Below are 18509 nucleotides of genomic sequence, written 5' to 3' on the forward strand. Positions count from 1 at the left end.
ATATCGCTTTTTGGCGGCATGTGGCCTGTGTATCTTGAGCTCACACCAAGCCTCCATGCTCCCCAGGAGATCCCGTCATGAGCTCACTCTGGACCAACCTGCTGTTCCTGCACGGCCACGTCACCCACACCGATCTGCCCTGGCGGCCCGATGCGCGCACCGAGACGGGCCGGCGCAAGCCCGCCCCCGGGAAAGCCAAGTCCATCGCACGGATGTGCTGCGCGGCGGTCTGGCCGCGGCTCGTCGGACCGCGCTGAGCCGACGCTTCCCGTGTCCGGCATGCCACGTCCCCGGATACATCACGCTCCTTTTGCCCGGACGCGTGCATGCTTGGCGCTTTCAATGCTCCGAGGTGTTCCTCCGTGCACAAGCGCCCACTTGGCAAATCGTCGCTGTCCATCGCCCCGCTCGCCTTCGGCGGCAACGTGTTCGGCTGGAGTGTCGACGAAAAACGCTCGTTCGAACTGCTCGATGCCTTCGTCGACGCCGGTGGCAACCTGATCGACACCGCGGATGTCTATTCGGCCTGGGTACCGGGCAACAGCGGCGGCGAATCAGAAGCCATCATCGGCAGGTGGCTCAGGCAGAGCGGCAAGCGCGACAAGGTCGTGATCGCCACCAAGGTGGCGAAGTGGGCCGAGCATCCCGGCCTGTCGCCGGTGAACATTGCCCAAGCCGTGGATGCGTCGTTGCAGCGCCTGCAGACCGACCATATCGACCTGTATCAGGCCCATGAGGACGATGCCGGCGTGCCGCTGGCGGAAACCCTGGGGGCGTTCGCGCGACTGATCGAGGTCGGCAAGGTGCGCGTGATCGGTGCGTCGAACTACCGTGCCGACCGCCTTGCCGATGCGCTGGCGGTATCGAAACAGCACGGGCTGCCACGCTACGAGAGCCTGCAACCGGAATACAACCTGGTCAGCCGCGCCGGTTACGAAAAGGAACTGGAGCCGCTGATCCGCTCTGAGGACATCGGCGTGATCAGCTACTACGCGCTGGCCAGCGGCTTCCTCAGCGGCAAGTACCGCAGCGAGGCCGACCTGGCCAGAAGCAGTGCACGCGGCGGTTCGGTGAAGAAATACCTGAATCCACGCGGCATGCAGGTGCTCGACGCGCTGGATGCCATCGCCGCTGCCCATCACGCCACCCCGGCCCAGGTGGCGCTGGCATGGCTGATTGCGCGGCCCGGTCTTACCGCGCCGATCGCCAGCGCCACCAGCGCGGAACAACTGCATGAGCTGCTTGGCGCGATGACGCTGGCACTTGGCAGTGACGAGATCGCCCAACTGGATCTAGCGAGCAGCTGACTCCGCGGCAGCGGCGGCCGGCGGTGGTGTCAGGCCATCTGGCAGCTCCACCTGGTCGCCTTGCGCCTGCAACACGACCAGATAGTTGTGCGGACCCAGCAGGTACTCCATCGGCAGCAGGGCGAAGCTGACCTTGTCGGTATCGAGCGCCTGGCTCGCAGCCGCCACCCAGGCAGCCTCCACATTCGCGTGCAGTTCGGCCATGCCCAGCTTGCGCATTGCGCCCGATTCGGCGAGCACGGTACGACAGACGTCCAGCTGGTCGCTCATCGGCAGCTGCTCCAGACGATCCAGATCGCCCAGCGCCCAGGCATTGGCTCGGCTGCGTATCAACTCGACATCGCCCTCGAGATGGTCGAGGGTCTTCTCGAAGCACTGCAGGTCATCGGCCTGGGCCAGGTCGAAATTCCTGACCGCGTCAGGCGGCCCGACCGGATCTGCGCGATAAACCACCGGCGTCAGGCCGAGGTGATGCTGTTTCAACGCATCCGTGATGACCGGCTCGATCACCGTGCCGGAAAGGTCGGCCTGCTCCATCGCTGCGAGGTAAAGCCGGATCGCTGCGAAGATCGGCCGATGGCTTTCGATGCTGTCGTCGCGGCCGATGTAGGCCGTCTTCAGCCGCAACCATGTCGCATAGTCAGTCGGCGACACGACATCCTGCAGCTTCCGGCCCGCGGGATTGAACGCCAGCTTGTCGAAATAGCCGACATCCGCGTGAATGCGCACGACCGGCGCCGCCAGCACCTGCTGCGACTGGGCAATCCGCTGCCGCACCTCCTGCGCCTGCCAGCGAATCCTGCCCGGCAACTCATCCAGCGTGCCGAGTACCCACAATACGTGGTCGCCCCGGCTCACCTTCCACAAGCCCGGACCCGGCTGCACGCCGGTAACCGTCACGGTCTGCAGGGTAACTGCATGCGACGCGACGCGTGGCGGCGTGGCCGCAGCCGGAAGCGCCGTCGCCAGCAGCGCTGCCATCAGCACCCGTTTGCCGAAACCATGCATGCTGCCCTCCACCCCGCGACGGTGATATCCGCTCGGACCAGCATACCTTCCGCATCCATGGCACGACGCCGGCTGGCGACCGGACCACGCGGCGGATCACTCCGGTGAGGTACTCGCACTTGCAGGAGCACCGGCACTGCTGCCGGAAGCAGGAACCTCATCCTGATCCTCCGGCGACTCGACCCGATAGCCATCTGCCTTCAGCGCGGCCAGATAGCCGTCCGGTTTCAGCAACTCGGTCATCGGCAACATCGCGAACGTCTGCGTGTTGTGGACGAGCGCCGTCCGCGCAGCGGCGAGCCATGTTGCCTGCTGCTTCGCCGGCACATCGTCCAGCCCCAGCGTGCGTGCAAAGCCCGCACCGGCGAGTGCCGCCACGCAGGCATCGCGCCGTTCGCTGTCGGGCAGTTCACGCAGGGCCTGCAGATCCCCGGTAGCCCACGCATTGGCGCGTGCCTTCATCGCCGGCATGTCCTGCTCGATGCTGTCCAGCGTGCGGATGAAACAGGTGGTGTCGTGCGGCGCGGAGCTCTTGAACGCCTTGATCGCCGCGCCCGGGTGCTCGACGACGACCTGGTAGTCCGTCGACACCTCCTTGACGCCGTAACGCGTGGCCAGCGCATCAACGCTGGCCTGGATGCCGCCGGTCTTGCTCAGACCATTCGCCGAGATCGCCTTGCGATACAGCTCCTGCGCCGCGAAGATCGGCCGCCAGCGCTCGATGCCGCGGTTGTCGCCGAGGTACTTCTGCTTGAGCACCTGCCAGCGTGCATACACCGGTGGCGGCAGCACCTGCTGCAGGGTTGCACCATCGTCGTTCTTGCGCGCGCTGTACGCCGACGGCAGCAGAAAGAGCTTGCCCAGGAATCCGACCTTGGCATCGAGCTTGACCGAAGGTGACAGCAGCACCTGCTGCGACTGGCTGATCACCTGCTCCAGCTCGTGCGACTGCCACTGCATGTTCCGTGGCAGCGGCGACAGCGTGCCGAGCACCCACATCACATGATCGCCCTTGCTGACCTTCCACAGGCCCGGGCCCGGCTGCACGCCACTGACCACCACGGCGGCAAGGTTCGCCACGTCCGTCGGCACCGGTGCGAGCGGCGCAGTGGCCGCAGCCGATTGCGCGAATGCCGGCACGGTGCCGCACAGCACGAACAGGAAAATTCCACACAGCAGGCGCATCCGGATGACTCCGTTCTCGAAGCGCCCATTGTGGCAGGCCCATTATGACTCGGAGATTGCCTGATACGCGGTCACAGCTGTACGGCGGCATCCGGGCGGACCGAAGCCCGCGAACATGCCATGGGGCTGCCGGATTCCGTCCGTGCCCGCGTCGCCAATACACAAAAGAAACGGGGCGCCGGAGCGCCCCGTTCCATCCGTTGCCGCCGCGGATACCCGGCTGGCCGCGATCAGTGCTTCGCGAGCGTGGCCAGCGCCGCATTGAAGGTGCTGCTGGGGCGCATTGCCTCGCTGACCAGGGTGAGGTTCGGATGGTAATAACCCTGGATGTCGACCGGCTTGCCCTGCGCACCGTTGAGCTCGCCGACGATCTTCGCCTCGTTCTCTTCCAGCGCCTTGGCCAGCGGAGCGAACTTCGCCTTCATCGCGGCATCCTCGTCCTGCGCGGCCAGCGCCTGCGCCCAGTACAGCGCCAAGTAGAAATGGCTGCCGCGGTTGTCCAGCTCGCCGACCTTGCGCGCCGGCGACTTGTTGTTGTCGAGGAACTTGCCGGTGGCCTGGTCGAGGGTCCGCGCCAGTACGCCGGCGGCCGCATTGTTGTAGCGATTACCGAGATGCTCCAGCGACGCGGCCAGCGCGAGGAATTCGCCCAGCGAATCCCAGCGCAGGCAGTTCTCTTCCAGGAACTGCTGCACGTGCTTGGGCGCGGAACCGCCGGCGCCGGTCTCGAACAGGCCACCACCCGCCATCAGCGGCACGATGGAAAGCATCTTGGCGCTGGTGCCCAGTTCCATGATCGGGAACAGGTCGGTCAGGTAGTCGCGCAGCACGTTGCCGGTCACCGAGATCGTGTCCAGACCCTGGCGGATGCGCTCCAGCGAATGGCGGGTAGCCTCCACCGGCGTCATGATGCGGATGTCGAGGCCCGAGAGGTCGTGGTCCTTGAGGTAGCGCTCGACCTTGCTGATCACCTGCGCGTCGTGCGCACGCTGTGGATCGAGCCAGAACACGGCAGGCGTGCTGCTCAGGCGCGCTCGGCTCACGGCAAGCTTCACCCAGTCCTGGATCGGTGCATCCTTGGTCTGGCACATGCGCCAGATGTCGCCCGTCTCGACCACGTGTTCCAGCAGCACCTTGCCGGACTCATCGATGACCTTCACCACACCGTCGCCGGCGATCTGGAACGTCTTGTCGTGCGAGCCGTATTCCTCGGCCGCCTGCGCCATCAGGCCCACATTGGGCACGCTGCCCATGGTGGCCGGATCGAAGGCGCCATGCGCCTTGCAGTCCTCGATCGTCGCCTGGTAGACACCGGCGTAGCAGCGATCCGGGATCACCGCCTTGGTGTCCTGCAGCTTGCCTTCGGCGTTCCACATCTTGCCGGAGTCGCGGATCATCGCCGGCATCGAGGCGTCGATGATCACGTCGCTGGGCACGTGCAGGTTGGTGATGCCCTTGTCGGAATTCACCATCGCCACCGCCGGGCGCTTCGCGTATTCGGCATCGATATCGGCCTTGATCGCGGCCTGTTGATCGGCGGGCAACGTGGCGATGCGTGCATACAGGTCGCCGATGCCGTTGTTCGGATTGAAACCGGCAGCCTGCAGCGTGTCGGCGTGCTTCGCCAGCACGTCCTTGTAGAACTCGGTGACCGCCACACCGAACATGATCGGATCGGACACCTTCATCATGGTGGCCTTCAGGTGCAGCGAGAACAGCACGCCCTGCTGTTTCGCGTCCGCGATCTGCGCGTCGATGAAGCCGGCCAGCGCCCGCCTGCTCATCACCGAGGCATCGATCAGCTCGCCGGCCAGCAATGGCGTCTTTTCCTTCAGCACGGTGTGGCTACCGTCCTTGCCGAACCACTCGATGCTGACATGGCCGGCCTTCCCGACCAGCGCGGACCGCTCGCTGCCGTAGAAGTCGCCGCCGTCCATGTGCGCCACGTGGGTCCTCGAATCGCCGCTCCACGCGCCCATCTTGTGCGGATGCTTGCGTGCATAGTTCTTCACCGACAACGGTGCGCGGCGGTCGGAATTGCCCTCGCGCAGCACCGGGTTCACCGCACTGCCCTTGACCTTGTCGTAGCGCGCCTTGACGTTCCAGTCGCCGACGTCCTTCGGTGCCTCGGGGTAATCCGGCAGTGCATAACCCTGCTGTTGCAATTCCCGGATCGCCGCCTTTAGCTGCGGCATCGAGGCGCTGATGTTGGGCAGCTTGATGATGTTGGCATCCGGCGTGGTCGCCAGCTGGCCCAGCTCGGCCAGATCGTCGGCGATCTTCTGCCCGTCCTTCAACAGCTCCGGGAACAGCGCAATGATGCGTCCGGCCAGCGAGATGTCGCGCGTCTCTACCGCGATACCCGCCGTGCTGGTGTAGGCATCGATGATCGGCAGCAGCGACTGTGTGGCCAGGAACGGCGCTTCGTCCGTGAGCGTGTAGATGATCTTTGGCGTGGTGGACATGGTCTGCATGGGCCTCTTTGCTGCGGCAATCAGGGATGGGAGCTGCGACCCGGGTCAGGCCGCAGTGGCATGGCACGCGCCATGCCCGCGGCGACCGGATCATGCGAGCCACCCCGGCAAGGTTGATCGGAGTTCACGAAAAGCCTCCCATTGTCGCGGTTTCAGCGGGGAGGGGGAAGCGCGCGCCCGGCACAATCGGCCCACATGCATCGGCGCATGGGGCATCGTGCTGGCCCTGCCCAGGGCCAGTTTCACGCCCGTTCCGGACCGCGGTTGCAGCCCGCATGGAGCGCCTCGATGTCGATCGCAGTCGCGCAGCAAGCCGGCGCACGGCGATATCGCACGCATGCGAAAACAGGAGCCCGGCCAAGCCGCGCTCCTGTTGTGACCACATCAGCACCCGATGACCCAAACCTGCCGAAGGACACCCTTAGACAGGTTTGAGCATCAATGACACCGTCGCCTCAATGCCCCGTCGTGCTGGCCGGCGGCGGCGAGGCCGTGCCGCTGTTCATGGGCGTCATGGCCGTGCCATTGCTTGCCGGCGCTTGGGTGGTGGCAGCGGGCGCCGGTGGCGGCGTGGCCGGCGATGCCGCAGTGGCGGCCGGCGGTGGCGTGGCGGGCACCTGCGGGGACGATTCATCGTTCTTGCCGCACGCACTCAGGGCCAGCACGGCGGCGGCAGAAGCCGCATACATCAGGATCTGGCGAGTCATCTTCATCTGGAACCTCCTGCCTCGGGAAAAACGAACAGGCTTGAGCCTGGAAACAGGTTCAGTGATAACCGTCCTGCTGTTAACAGGCCGTGTGCACGAAGGCAAAGCATCGCTTACAAGCAGGCCTGCAGCTCATGCCAGGATCGCGTACAGCGCGTACCTCAACCCCGCACGCCGACCATGCGACGCGCTCGCTCCTGCCGGCTCGCGCGCCAGCTTTTCCAGCGCGCTGCCAGGCACGAGAAGATCACGTACAGCGCCGGGGTGCTGAGCAGGGTAAGGCTTTGCGAGAACAGCAGACCGCCGATCAGGGCGATACCGAGCGGACGGCGCAGCTCGGAACCTTCACCAAGACCGATCGCGATCGGCAGCGCGGCGAGAATGGCAACCATCGTGGTCATCATGATCGGGCGGAAACGCACGATGCAGGCTTCGCGCGCGGCATCCACCGGGTTCTTGCCATGCTCGCGCTCGGCGACGAGGGCGAAGTCGATCATCATGATCGCGTTTTTCTTGACGATGCCGATCAGCAGCACCAGCGCGATCTGCGCAATCACCGACAGATCGGTGTTGGTGAGCCACAGCGCGAGCAGTGCGCCGACACCGGCCGCAGGCAGGGTGGACAGGATCGTCACCGGATGGATCAGGCTCTCGTACAGCATGCCGAGCACGATGTAGACGGTGAGGATCGCGCCCAGCACCAGCCACAACATGCCGCTCTGCGACTGCTGGAAACGGCGGAAATCACCACCCACGTTGAGCTTGATGTCGCCGGGCATGCGCATGTTGCCGGCGGTAGCCTGGATCACCTGCAGCGCTTCGCCCATGCTCACACCAGGCGCCAGGTTGAAACTGAGATCCATCGTGGTCTGCTGGTTCTCGTGGGTGACCTGGGTGGGCGCCAGACCCGCCCGCTGATGCGCGAAAGCAGTGAGCGGAATCATGCTGCCGTTGGTCGAGCGCACATAGGTGCTGTCCAGCGAAGCCGGTGTGGCGGTCTGGTTCGGCAGCGCGTTGATCACCACCTTGTACTGGTTCAGGTCGGAATAGATCGTCGACACCTGGCGCTGGCCGAAGGCGTCATACAGCGCGCCGTCGATGGTGCCGATGGAGAGCCCGAGTCGCGAAGCCTTGTCGCGATCGATCACGATGTCCTGTTCGAGACCGGCATCGTCGACGTCACTGCCGACATCCTTCAGCTTGGGATTCTTTTTCAGCTCGGTCACCAGCTTCGGCAACCAGGTCTGCAGCTCGGCCAGGTCGTCGCCCTGCAGCGATATCTGGTACTGCGCGCCCTGGCTGCTGCCGCCGCCACCGAAGCTGGGCAGGTCCTGGATCGGACGCAGCCGCACATTCAAGTCCGGATACTTCGCCGCCTTCGCGCTTAGCCGCGCCAGCGCCTCGAAGGTGTCGTCCGTGCGCCCCGCCTGATGGGTCTTCAACTGGATGTCGAAGAAACCGCTGGCGCCCTGCCGGCTGCTGCCCAGCCGCGAGCCCACCGTGGCAACGTCGTGATCCTTCAGCAGCATGTCGATCAGGCGCTGCTGGCGATTGACCGAGTCCTGGAACGACACCGTGGCGCCGGATGTCGCACGGCCGCGGATCAGGCCGGTGTCCTGCTGCGGGAACAGGCTGGTCTTGACCTGGGTGAACAGAAATACGGTGACACCGATCAGGATCAGCGGGGTCAGCGACAGCAGCAAGGCATGCCGCAGCGAGAAATCCAGCGACCGCACATAGACCGCGAGCATGCGCTCGTGGAAGCGGTCGATCGCCCGGCCCCAGCGCGACGATTCCGCCATTTCGCGATGACCCCGAAGGAAATGGCCACACAGCGACGACGTGAGGGTCAGCGAGATCACCGCCGAGATCACGATCGCCGCCACCAGCGTCATCGTGAATTCCTTGAAGAACATCCCGGTGATGCCGCCCATGAACAGCAACGGGATGAACACGGCGATCAGCGAGCCGGTGATCGACACGATGGTGAAACCGATCTCGCGCGCACCGGCCAGCGCCGCCTGCATCCGCGTCATGCCCTGGTCGATGTGCCGCACGATGTTCTCGATCACCACGATCGCGTCGTCGACCACGAAGCCGATCGCGATGACCAGTGCAAGCAGGGTCAGGTTGTTGAGCGTATAGCCGAGCACGTACATCAAGGTGACTGCGCCAGCCAGCGACAGCGGCACTGCCACGGCGGCAATCAGGGTAGGCGCCAGCCGGCGCAGGAACAGCGCCATCGTCAGCACCACCATCGCCAAGCTGATCAGCAGCGTGGCCTGGACCTCGTGCAACGACGCACGGATGGTCGGCGTGCCATCGAAATACGGCGTCAGCGTGGTGCCCGGCTGCAGATAGCCGTGCAGTTCGGGGATGGCTGCCTTGACCCGGTCCACCGTGCCGATGATGTTGGCGTCGGACTGCTTGTAGACGTACATCAGGATCGCCGGCTTGCCCTGGAACCAGGCCGCCTGATAGGCGTCCTGGGTACCGTCGTAGACCCTGGCCACATCGGACAGGCGCACCGCCACGCCCTTCTGGTTGGCGATCACCAGCTTGGCGAAATCGGCGGCGTTGTGCAGGGCGTCGTTGGCGGTCACCGCCATGGTGGTACGGCCGTCCGTCAGGAAGCCTTGCGGCGACGTCACGTTGGCCGCGGTCAGGGCATTGCGCAGATCGTCCGGCGACAGGCCCATCGCGTTGAGCGCGCGCAGGTTCACGTCGACACGCACCGCCGGCGTCGACGCACCGGCGATATCCACCGAGGCCACGCCCTTGAGCTGGCGCAGCCGCTGCGCCAGCAGCGAATCGGCCACGTCGTACAGGTCGCGCGTGGATTGTGTGTCGGAAGTCAGTGCGAAGGCGATGATCGGATCGTCGTTCGGGTTGGCCTTCTCGTAACTGGGCGGGCTGTTGAGGCCGGATGGCAGATCCGACTGCGCCGCGTTGATCGCCGCCTGCACGTCACGCGCGGCAGCGTCCAGGTCGCGACCGGTATTGAACATCAGGAACACCTGCGTGCTGCCCAGCGAACTGGATGAGCGCATGGTGTCGATACCGGGCACCTGGCCCAGATGACGTTCCAGGGGCGCGGCCACGGTGGAAGCCATGGTGCCGGCGCTGGCGCCGGCCTGACTGGCCTGCACGAAGATCACCGGAAACTGCATGTCAGGCAGTGCGGACACACCCAGCAGCGCATAGCAGATCACGCCGACCACGAAAACGCCGATCGCCAGCAACGAGGTGCCGATCGGACGGCGGATGAACGGGCCGGAGATATTCATGAAGCTGGCTTGATCAAAGTACGGATCACGTTAACCCAGATGGCGCGCGGAGAGCTCATCAGGCTGTTAACGCAGCTGCCGCGAAAAGGTTGAGCTGGAACCTGGATGATCGGGCACCTGCATTTCCACCTGCAAGGCGCCCTGTGGACAAGATCAAGCCACACCCTGCTTCGCGTGCCGGAGTGCGCGCTGTTCGCGACGCGCGGCAAGCCAGTCGGAGAAACGCTCCATGTACAGGTAGATCACCGGTGTGGTGTACAGCGTCACCAGCTGCGACAGCAGCAGGCCGCCGACGATCGACACGCCCAGCGGACGGCGCAGTTCCGAACCGATGCCGTTGCCCAGCGCCAGCGGCAGTGCGCCGAGCATCGCCGCGGCGGTGGTCATCATGATCGGGCGGAAGCGCAACAGACAGGCGCGGCGAATCGCATCGTGCGCGTTCATGCCGGTGCGCTTCGCCTCGATCGCGAAGTCGATCATCATGATCGCGTTCTTCTTCACGATGCCGATCAGCAGCACGATGCCGACGATGCCGTCCACCGACAGGCTCATGCCGCACAGGATCAGCGCCAGCAGCGCACCGACACCGGCCGGCGGCAAGGTGGAAATGATCGTCAGCGGATGGATGTAACTCTCGTACAGCACACCCAGCACGATATAGATCACGATGATGGCAGCGAGCAGCAGCAGCACCTCGTCACCGAGACTGGAGGAGAACTCCGCCGCCTTGCCGATGAACTGGCCGCGCACCTGCGGCGGGAAATTCAGCTGCTTCTCGATCGTGTGGATGGCATCCACCGCCTGCGACAGCGAATAGCCCGGCGCCAGGTTGAACGACACGGTCACCGCCGGCAGCTGCTGCTGGTGACTGACCACCAGCGGCGCGGTGGTGATTTCGGACGTCGCCAGCGAGGCGATCGGAATGATGCTGCCGCTACCGAGGATGACGCCGGTATTGGCGACGTTGATGCCGGTGCTGGTGGACGAATTGCTCGAGGCGACCTGGCCGAAGCTGGTCGCATTGCTGCCGGTGAGCGCACCGTTGCCGTTGCTCTTCACTGCCAGCTGGTTCAGCAGCGAGGTACTGGTGCGGAACTGCGGCGCCACTTCGAGCACGACGCGATACTGGTTGAGCTGGGTGAAGATGGTCGAGATCTGGCGCTGGCCGAACGAGTCGTACAGCGTGTCGTCGATGGTCTGCACCGGCACGCCAAGCCGGCTGGCCTTGTCGCGGTCGATGGTCAGCTTCAGCGCGGTGCCCTGATCGGCCAGGTTGTTGCCGACGTCGGCCAGCTCCGGACGCTGGCGCATCGCCTGGGTCATCTGGTTCGCATAACCGGACAGCTCAGCCGAATTCACGTCCGATAGCGAATACTGGTATTCGGTGGCAGAAACCTGGCTGTCCAGCGTCACGTCCTGCACCGGCTTGAGATAGAGCGCCACACCGGGAATGTCTGCCGCGGCCGCCTGCAGGTTCGCCACCATCGTGTCCAGATTGGGGCGAACGCCACGATCCTTAAGCACGATGCTGAGCTGGCCCTGGTTCAGCGTGGGATTGACCGAGCCGGCGCCGATGAAGGCCGCCACGCCCGCCACGCCGTCCTGTTTGCGCAATGCATCGGCGACAGCCTTGGTGCGCTGCTCCATCTGCGGGAACGCCACGTTCTGGTCGGCCTGAACCACGCCGGTGATCATGCCGGTGTCCTGCTCGGGCAGCAGACCCTTGGGGATCACGATGTAGAGGAACACGGTGACCACCACGGTGATCGATGCGACGGTGAGGGTCAGGCCCCGATGATCAAGCACCCAGTCCAGCGAGCGTTCGTAGACGTTGACGGTGCGCGTCCACAGGTTCTTCTTGCCGGCCGCAGCATGACGCTCATGTGCATCGTCGCCTTCGGGCAGCTGGTCAGCCTTGAGCAGGTAGGCGCACATCATCGGCGTCAGGGTCAGCGACACCAGCATCGAAATGGTCACCGCGATGGTCAGCACCCACGCGAATTCGTGGAACAGCCGGCCGGTGACGCCAGGCATCAGCAGCAGCGGCAGGAATACCGCGACCAGCGATACGGTCAGCGACAGCACGGTGAAGCCGATTTCCTTCGCGCCGATCTCGGCCGCCTCCTTGCCGTCCTTGCCCTGCTCGATGTAGCGCACGATGTTCTCGATCATCACGATCGCATCGTCGACCACGAAACCGGTGGCCACGGTCAGCGCCATCAGCGAGAGGTTGTCCAGCGACATGCCGGTGAACGCCATCACGCCGAACGTGCCGAGCAGCGACAGCGGCACCGCCACCGACGGGATGATCGTGGCCCACAGGCGGCGCAGGAACACGAAGATCACCGCCACCACCAGGAAGATGGTCAGCAGCAGAGTGAACTCGACGTCGTGCACCGAGGCGCGGATGGTCACCGTGCGGTCGGCGAACACGTCCAGATGCACGTTGGCCGGCAGCACCGCGCGCAGCTGCGGCAGGATCTGCCGGATCGACTCCACCGTCTGCACGATGTTCGCACCGGGTTGGCGACGGATGTCCAGCAGCACCGCCGGTTTGCCGTTCGCCCATGCGGCAAGCTGGTCGTTCTCCGCGCCATCGACCACGTTCGCCACGTCGGAGAGACGCACCGCCGAGTTTTTCTGGTAACTGATGATGGTGCTCTTGTATTCCTCGGCCGTGGCGAGCTGATCGTTGGTGCCGATGCTGTAGCTCTGCGTGGCGCCGTTGAGCGTCCCCTTCGGTGCATTCACGTTGGCCTGGGTCAGCGCGCTGCGCACGTCCTCCATGGTCAGGCCGAGGTTGGACAGCTGTGCCGGATTCACCTGCACGCGCACGGCCGGGCGCACGTTGCCGGCGATCGAGACCAGGCCCACGCCCTGCACCTGCGACAGCTTCTGCGCCAGGATCGAGTCGGCGTAGTTGTTGACGTCGCGCAACGGCAGGCTGTCGGAGGTGAGCTCCAGCGTGAGGATCGGCGCATCGGCCGGATTGACCCGGTTGTATACCGGCGGATACGGCAAGGTGCTGGGCAGCGTGCCACGCGCCTGGTTGAGTGCCGACTGCACGTCCTGTGCGGCGATGTCGATGTCGCGATCCATGTTGAATTGCAGCACGATCGTCGACAGGCCGGCCGACGAGTCGGAGGTCATCATCGACAGGCCGGAGATCTGGCCGAGATTGCGCTCCAGCGGCGTGGTGACCAGCGAGGCCATGGTGGCGGCGCTGGCACCCGGGTACTGCGTGCTCACCACCAGGCTGGGCGCCTCGATCTCCGGCAGCGCCGAGACCGGCAGCTGGCGGTAACCGAGAATGCCGAGCAGCAGGATCGCCACCATCAGCAACGAGGTGGCGATCGGGCGGCGAATGAAGAGCGTCGAAAATCCCATGGGGCGTCGCAACCGTCAGTAGGCGTGGTCGTGGTCGACCATCAATGGAAGTACCGAATAAAATCCGAGCGAACAAGCGCAGCGTAGACACGGGTCGCGCGAGAACGGACCCGTGCGGGTGAGCGGCAGATCGGCCGTGATCACCCCCCGCGTGAGGTCGAGCTGGTCAGCCGCCGCCACGGCGGCCACCGCCCTTCTGACCATTCTGCTTGGACTTCTGCAATTCCGCCGCGGTGGGTGCCGCCGGCACCTCGCCGGGTTTCAGTGCCTGCACTTTGCTGCCGGGCTTGAGCCGGAATTGGCCTTCGGTGACCACCTGCTCACCCACCGTCAGGCCCTTCACGATCATCACGTGGCTGACGCCCACTTCGTTGGCCGTCGTCACCGGCTGCATCTTCACCGTCTTGTCGTCCTGCAGCAGATACACATAGTCACCGTCCGGCCCGCGCTGCACCGCCTGGGCCGGAATCACCAGGCCACCGGCATCGGTACGCACCTTCAGCTGCACGTTGACGAACTGCCCCGGCCACAGGATGTTGTCCGCGTTGGGGAACTGTGCGCGCAGCTTGAACGTGCCGGTACTGGTGTCGATCTGGTTGTCGATCACCTGCAGCACGCCGCCGTTGGCGAGCGGGTGGGAGTCGGTGCGATCCAGTGCTGCCACTTCGAGCTGGGCGCCACCCTTGAACGCATTGCGCACGGTTTCCAGGTTCTGCTCGGGCAGATAGAAGATGACGTAGATCGGATGCACCTGGGTCAGCGTGACGATCGCGGTTGTGGTGGTCACCACATTGCCCGGATCCACGCTGCGGATACCGGTGACGCAATCGCAGGGCGAGATGATGCGGGTGTAATCCAGCTGCACCTTGCTGGAGCGCACGCTCGCCTCATCCGCGGTCACGGCCGCCTGCAACTGGCCCACGTTGTTGCGGAAGGTATCCATGTCCAGTGCGGCCACGTAGCCGCTGGCCACCAGCGCCTGGTTGCGCTTGAGCGTGCTTTGCGCGGTCGCGAGCAGAGCCTGGTCCTGCTTCTGCTTGGCGACCGCCTGATCATAGGCCGCCTGGAAAGTACGCGGATCGATCTGCGCCAGCAGATCGCCCTTCTTCACCGACTGGCCCTCGGTGAAGTTGATGCTCATCATCTGCCCGGCCACCTGCGGGTTGATCGTCACCGTGTTGAGCGCCTGCACGGTACCCAGGCCGGTCAGGTAGATCGGCACGTTCTGGCTCACCACCGGCTCGACCGTGACCGGCACCGGCGCGTTGTCCTTGCCGTCCTGTCCGCCGTTCTGATCTGCGGCTGCATTCGCACGGGCGCCATGGCGCTGGCCACCTTCGGCAGCCGGCTTGTGCAGCAGCCGGAAACCAATCGCCGCCACCACGATCACCGCAATGACGATCAATGCGATCTTCCAAAAACGCGACATGTGAAACTCCTGGACTTAACTGAAACGGCGCGGCCACTCGGCACACCATCACGCAGTATGCATAGCTGATGTGTATGGAGTTTGTCGGTTTCACCCACCGGGACAAAGTCCGACCGGACTCCTCTGGGGTGAAAGCATAGGGGCAGTTGAACAAGATTGGACAATGCCGGTTGACAGGGGTGGGGTATGACCGATGGCAGGGGCGAGCGCCCACGGTCCGCGACAAAGCTCGCGGCCAGCCGCATGAAAACCTGGCCATGTCGCCAGATCACCGGCACGAAGGCCTGAAACTTGCCGCGAGCTTCGTTTATAATCCGCGACTGGCTGTCCGACCTGGTCACGGGTCTGGCGGCGACAAGCGGGTATCTACGGCCCGGCAACCCGTACCGGGATGACTTTCCGGACCGGTAATCCAGTACAAGCAAATCAGGCATGCCGGAACGGCCATCGTGGCCTTGTCGCCCTGCCCACTGACAGGAGTACGTGCGTGAGCGGTCCCATGAGCAAATCCGATCAGAGCGTCTTGCGCCAGTTTTCCGTCATGATCGGCGGCCTGGTGGTGCTGACCCTGGTGCTGATCTTCTCCGCCCTGGCGATTTACGAGCATGCGCCGCACGAGACCAATCCGAACGAGCCGGCACAGATCGCCGAACGGATTGCTCCGGCCGGTGCCGTCTACGCCGGCAATACCGGCCGCGCCGCCATGCAGGCCGCCGCCGATGCCGCCGCCAAGGCTGCTGCATCACAGGTCGCCTACGGTGGCACCACGAACGGCAAGGAAATCTACGACCACCTGTGCACCAGCTGCCATACCGCCGGCGTCGCTGGCGCGCCGAAGCTGGGTGACAAGAGCATGTGGGGGCCGCGCATTGCCGAGGGCCTCGACACCTTGATCAAGCATGCCACCGAGGGTTACCACGGCCCGGACGGCAACTTCATGCCGCCGAAGGGTGGCAACCCGGCCCTCACCGACGAGCAGATCAAGGCCGCCGTGACCTGGATCGTCGGTCAGGCCAAGTAAGCCAGCTTCAAATAGAGCAAGACCAAACGCCGCCCTTGATTGGGCGGCGTTTTCGTTTGCTCCTTCCCCTGCTTGCAGGGGAAGGTCGGGATGGGATTGTCCGCGCTTGCGATAAGATCAAAAGCACCCGTCCCGAGCCCTCCCCTGCATGCAGGGAAGGGAGTACCACGCGCATGGCCTTCAGCCTCCATGCACCTCGACCCACTCCCGCGCAAACCCCTGCAATCGCGGAAAGAACGCCTCGAAGCGCTCCTGCAATGCCGCCTCCCGCGCCACCAGCACGGGTAATGCCGTATCCAGCGGATTGTCCCGGCTCAACCGCTGCCCGATGCCTGCCAGCGCCTGCCCCAGCACGGCGCCGCCGGCATAGCCGGCCGGCAGGTCATGCGCCTCCATGTAGCCGCGAAACCGCCGCAGCGCCGGTGGCAGCAAGGCATCGTGACGGTGCAGCAGCGCACGCAGCGCGTCGGAGTATTCATCCAGTGGTTGCGCGCACCAGCGCGAAAAATCCCGCACCAGGCAATGATCGAACCACATGTCCAGCAGGATGCCGGCATAACGCCGGTACGGCGATGGCAGCAGCGCCTTGGCCGCCAGTACCTCGGGATGGGCATCGGTATACACGTCGATCGCGCGATGCAGCTGGATGCCGGTGATCACCCTCGGGGGGAATTGTCGTTCATCGGGTCGGCCGTGCACGAAATCACCCAGCATGCCGCCGAGTTGCAGCCATTCGTCGTCGCCGGCCAGCAGCATGTGCGCCAGATGGTTCATCCGTGCTGATCCGGATGCCGCCACAGGCGGCGGACACGACCGGCGGTTATCATCATGTGCATGAATCCCACCGAGCTCCCCGCCGAGCCTGCCAGCTTTCCTGATATCGCCGCCAGTTTCATGCTCGACGGCCCCGCCGGCAAGCTCGAAACCATCAGTGATGTCGCCGAACGCGCCGATGCACGCCGCGCGGTCGCGGTGATCTGCCATCCGAACCCCGTGCAGGGCGGCACCATGCACAACAAGGTGGTGACCATGCTGGAGCGCGCGTTGAGCGAATCCGGGCTGGACACGGTGCGCTTCAACTTCCGCGGCACCGGCGCCTCTGAAGGTGCGTATGACAATGGCGAGGGTGAAGGCGATGACCTGGCCGCCGTGGTGGCCTGGGTGCGCCGCACGCGGCCGGACGATGCGCTGTGGCTGGCCGGCTTCTCGTTCGGCAGTTACGTCACCATCCGCAACGCAGCCCGACTGCAGGCGAAGGCGCTGATCAGCATCGCCCCGCCGGCCGGCCGCTGGTCGTTCGAGTCGATCACCCCGCCCGGCTGCCCCTGGCTGGTGGTGATGGGCGAGGAGGACGAAGTGGTCGAACCGCAGGCCGTGTTCGACTGGATCGACAGCCTCGACGCTCCACCGGAGCTGGTGCGCATGCCCGAGACCGGCCACTTCTTCCATCGTCGCCTGATGGATCTGCGCGGCGCCGTGAAACATGCCGTGATCGACTGGCTGCCACCGGCGCGCGAGTCGTGAAGCGCACGGCGCGCCGTACCTGACACTGCCCTCACCTCCATCCAAGACCTGCCGCTTCATGAGTGAAACTCCCCTGCTTGCGCCGAGTGCGCGCTATCTCGAAGGCGTCGCCGCGCATCGCTGGGAGTCCGATCCCACCCAACTGGCGCTGCTGCCCGAGTTCGACCGCATGCATGCGGCGCTGTGCGCCGGACCGGCGGGCAATGGCAACGGACTGTTTGGACGGCTGAAATCGCTACTCGGCAACGATCAGCCCGAAGCGGTGCCCGGCCTGTACCTGTGGGGCACCGTCGGTCGCGGCAAGACCTTCCTGATGGACCTGTTCGTCGCCAGCCTGCCGCATGGCGTCGCGCTGCGCCGGCACTACCACCGCTTCATGGGTGAAGTGCACGAGAGCCTGCGCTCGCTGGGCGATCGCCAGAACCCGCTCGTCGAGGTGGCCGCCGGTCTCGCCGCACGCTGCCGTGTACTGTGCCTGGACGAATTCCTGGTCAACGACATCGGCGATGCGATGATCCTGGCCAACCTGCTCGACGCGCTGTTCGCGCGTGGCGTGACCCTGGTCACCACCTCCAACACCGCACCAGCCAATCTCTACAAGGACGGTCTGCAACGCGCACGCTTCCTGCCTGCGATCGCATTGATCGAGCAACGCTGCCATGTGGTCGAGATGGCCTCGTCGCACGACTGGCGCCTGCGTGCGCTGGCGCAGGCGCCGGTGTACCTGACCCCGCCGGGCGCCGAAGCGCATCGTGCGCTGGAGCGCATCTTCAGCAGTCAGGCCAGTGGGTCCGTCCAGCAGGACGGCTCGCTGCAGATCAACGGCCGCGACATCCCGTATCGCAAGCGCGCTGACAACATCCTGTGGTTCGATTTCGACGCACTGTGCGAAGGCCCGCGCGCGGTCGCCGACTACATCGCGCTGGCCAAGGCCGGCCCGGCGATCATCATCGCCAACGTGCCGCAGTTCACCATCTACAGCGAGGATGCCGCCAAGCGCTTCGTGCAATTGGTCGACGAGTTCTACGACCGCCACGTCAAGCTGGTGCTGTCCGCCGCCGCACCGATCACTGAGCTGTACGACGGCGAACGCCTGCGGGCCGAATTCGGCCGCACCGAATCGCGCCTGATCGAGATGCAGAGCAAGGACTATCTGGCGCTGGAACATCGCGCGGACTAG

Annotated in this window: 13 protein-coding genes; 5 read left to right on the forward strand and 8 right to left on the reverse strand. The window is 65.0% G+C overall.

The window, feature by feature from the left end:
• The first annotated feature begins 77 nt into the window (after positions 1-77).
• Together ACYVKM_RS13220 and ACYVKM_RS13225 are read left to right on the forward strand one after the other, a co-directional pair.
• Complete coding sequence (locus tag ACYVKM_RS13220) at positions 78-257, forward strand: hypothetical protein (protein ID WP_460878079.1); 180 nt, start codon at positions 78-80, stop codon at positions 255-257.
• A gap of 105 nt (positions 258-362) precedes the next feature.
• Positions 363-1307 (forward strand): aldo/keto reductase, encoded by a 945-nt coding sequence (locus ACYVKM_RS13225; RefSeq protein ID WP_460878080.1) that lies wholly within the window; start codon positions 363-365, stop codon positions 1305-1307.
• Here ACYVKM_RS13225 and ACYVKM_RS13230 read toward each other — a convergent pair.
• The 7 genes from ACYVKM_RS13230 to ACYVKM_RS13260 form a co-directional block, all read right to left on the reverse strand.
• Positions 1293-2315: a TraB/GumN family protein gene (locus ACYVKM_RS13230; RefSeq protein WP_460878081.1), complete on the reverse strand. Its 1023-nt coding sequence runs from the start codon at positions 2313-2315 to the stop codon at positions 1293-1295. The two genes, ACYVKM_RS13225 and ACYVKM_RS13230, sit on opposite strands and share 15 nt — an antisense overlap.
• A 96-nt stretch (positions 2316-2411) precedes the next feature.
• Complete coding sequence (locus ACYVKM_RS13235; RefSeq protein WP_460878082.1) at positions 2412-3500, reverse strand: TraB/GumN family protein; 1089 nt, start codon at positions 3498-3500, stop codon at positions 2412-2414.
• A 230-nt stretch (positions 3501-3730) separates the two neighbouring features.
• The gene (locus ACYVKM_RS13240) at positions 3731-5965 is read right to left on the reverse strand and encodes an NADP-dependent isocitrate dehydrogenase (protein WP_460878149.1); all 2235 of its coding nucleotides are present in this window, start codon (positions 5963-5965) and stop codon (positions 3731-3733) included.
• Positions 5966-6429: 464 nt separating this feature from the next.
• The gene (locus tag ACYVKM_RS13245; RefSeq protein WP_460878083.1) at positions 6430-6687 is read right to left on the reverse strand and encodes a hypothetical protein; all 258 of its coding nucleotides are present in this window, start codon (positions 6685-6687) and stop codon (positions 6430-6432) included.
• Positions 6688-6842: 155 nt separating this feature from the next.
• Positions 6843-9968: an efflux RND transporter permease subunit gene (locus ACYVKM_RS13250; protein ID WP_460878084.1), complete on the reverse strand. Its 3126-nt coding sequence runs from the start codon at positions 9966-9968 to the stop codon at positions 6843-6845.
• A 153-nt stretch (positions 9969-10121) separates the two neighbouring features.
• Positions 10122-13355, reverse strand: a complete 3234-nt coding sequence (locus tag ACYVKM_RS13255; RefSeq protein WP_460878085.1) for an efflux RND transporter permease subunit — start codon at positions 13353-13355, stop codon at positions 10122-10124.
• 166 nt (positions 13356-13521) lie between these two features.
• Positions 13522-14784: an efflux RND transporter periplasmic adaptor subunit gene (locus tag ACYVKM_RS13260; protein WP_460878086.1), complete on the reverse strand. Its 1263-nt coding sequence runs from the start codon at positions 14782-14784 to the stop codon at positions 13522-13524.
• Positions 14785-15283: 499 nt separating this feature from the next.
• On the opposite strand from ACYVKM_RS13260, the gene ACYVKM_RS13265 reads away from it, so the two are divergent.
• Entirely contained in the window at positions 15284-15805 is a 522-nt protein-coding gene (locus tag ACYVKM_RS13265) for a c-type cytochrome (RefSeq protein ID WP_460878087.1), read from the forward strand.
• A 180-nt stretch (positions 15806-15985) separates the two neighbouring features.
• On the opposite strand, the gene ACYVKM_RS13270 is transcribed toward ACYVKM_RS13265, so the two are convergent.
• Positions 15986-16579, reverse strand: coding sequence for an acyl carrier protein phosphodiesterase (locus ACYVKM_RS13270; protein WP_460878088.1), 594 nt, complete (start codon positions 16577-16579; stop codon positions 15986-15988).
• A gap of 60 nt (positions 16580-16639) precedes the next feature.
• Here ACYVKM_RS13270 and ACYVKM_RS13275 point away from each other — a divergent pair, with 60 nt between their 5' ends.
• Together ACYVKM_RS13275 and zapE are read left to right on the forward strand one after the other, a co-directional pair.
• On the forward strand, positions 16640-17329 hold the full coding sequence (locus ACYVKM_RS13275; RefSeq protein ID WP_460878089.1) for an alpha/beta hydrolase: 690 nt from the start codon (positions 16640-16642) through the stop codon (positions 17327-17329).
• Positions 17330-17387: 58 nt separating this feature from the next.
• Positions 17388-18509 carry a cell division protein ZapE gene (gene zapE / locus ACYVKM_RS13280; protein ID WP_460878090.1) on the forward strand — a complete coding sequence of 374 codons (1122 nt, stop codon included), beginning with the start codon at positions 17388-17390 and terminating at the stop codon, positions 18507-18509.

Source organism: Rhodanobacter koreensis, assembly GCF_054782855.1.

Coding starts and splice junctions, on each gene's coding strand:
- ACYVKM_RS13220 (WP_460878079.1), top strand. CDS start 78: ATGAGCTCACTCTGGACCAACCTGCTGTTCCTGCACGGCCACGTCACC.
- ACYVKM_RS13230 (WP_460878081.1), bottom strand. CDS start 2,315: ATGCATGGTTTCGGCAAACGGGTGCTGATGGCAGCGCTGCTGGCGACG.
- ACYVKM_RS13235 (WP_460878082.1), bottom strand. CDS start 3,500: ATGCGCCTGCTGTGTGGAATTTTCCTGTTCGTGCTGTGCGGCACCGTG.
- ACYVKM_RS13240 (WP_460878149.1), bottom strand. CDS start 5,965: ATGTCCACCACGCCAAAGATCATCTACACGCTCACGGACGAAGCGCCG.
- ACYVKM_RS13245 (WP_460878083.1), bottom strand. CDS start 6,687: ATGAAGATGACTCGCCAGATCCTGATGTATGCGGCTTCTGCCGCCGCC.
- ACYVKM_RS13250 (WP_460878084.1), bottom strand. CDS start 9,968: ATGAATATCTCCGGCCCGTTCATCCGCCGTCCGATCGGCACCTCGTTG.
- ACYVKM_RS13255 (WP_460878085.1), bottom strand. CDS start 13,355: ATGGGATTTTCGACGCTCTTCATTCGCCGCCCGATCGCCACCTCGTTG.
- ACYVKM_RS13260 (WP_460878086.1), bottom strand. CDS start 14,784: ATGTCGCGTTTTTGGAAGATCGCATTGATCGTCATTGCGGTGATCGTG.
- ACYVKM_RS13265 (WP_460878087.1), top strand. CDS start 15,284: ATGAGCAAATCCGATCAGAGCGTCTTGCGCCAGTTTTCCGTCATGATC.
- ACYVKM_RS13270 (WP_460878088.1), bottom strand. CDS start 16,579: ATGAACCATCTGGCGCACATGCTGCTGGCCGGCGACGACGAATGGCTG.
- ACYVKM_RS13275 (WP_460878089.1), top strand. CDS start 16,640: ATGAATCCCACCGAGCTCCCCGCCGAGCCTGCCAGCTTTCCTGATATC.
- zapE (WP_460878090.1), top strand. CDS start 17,388: ATGAGTGAAACTCCCCTGCTTGCGCCGAGTGCGCGCTATCTCGAAGGC.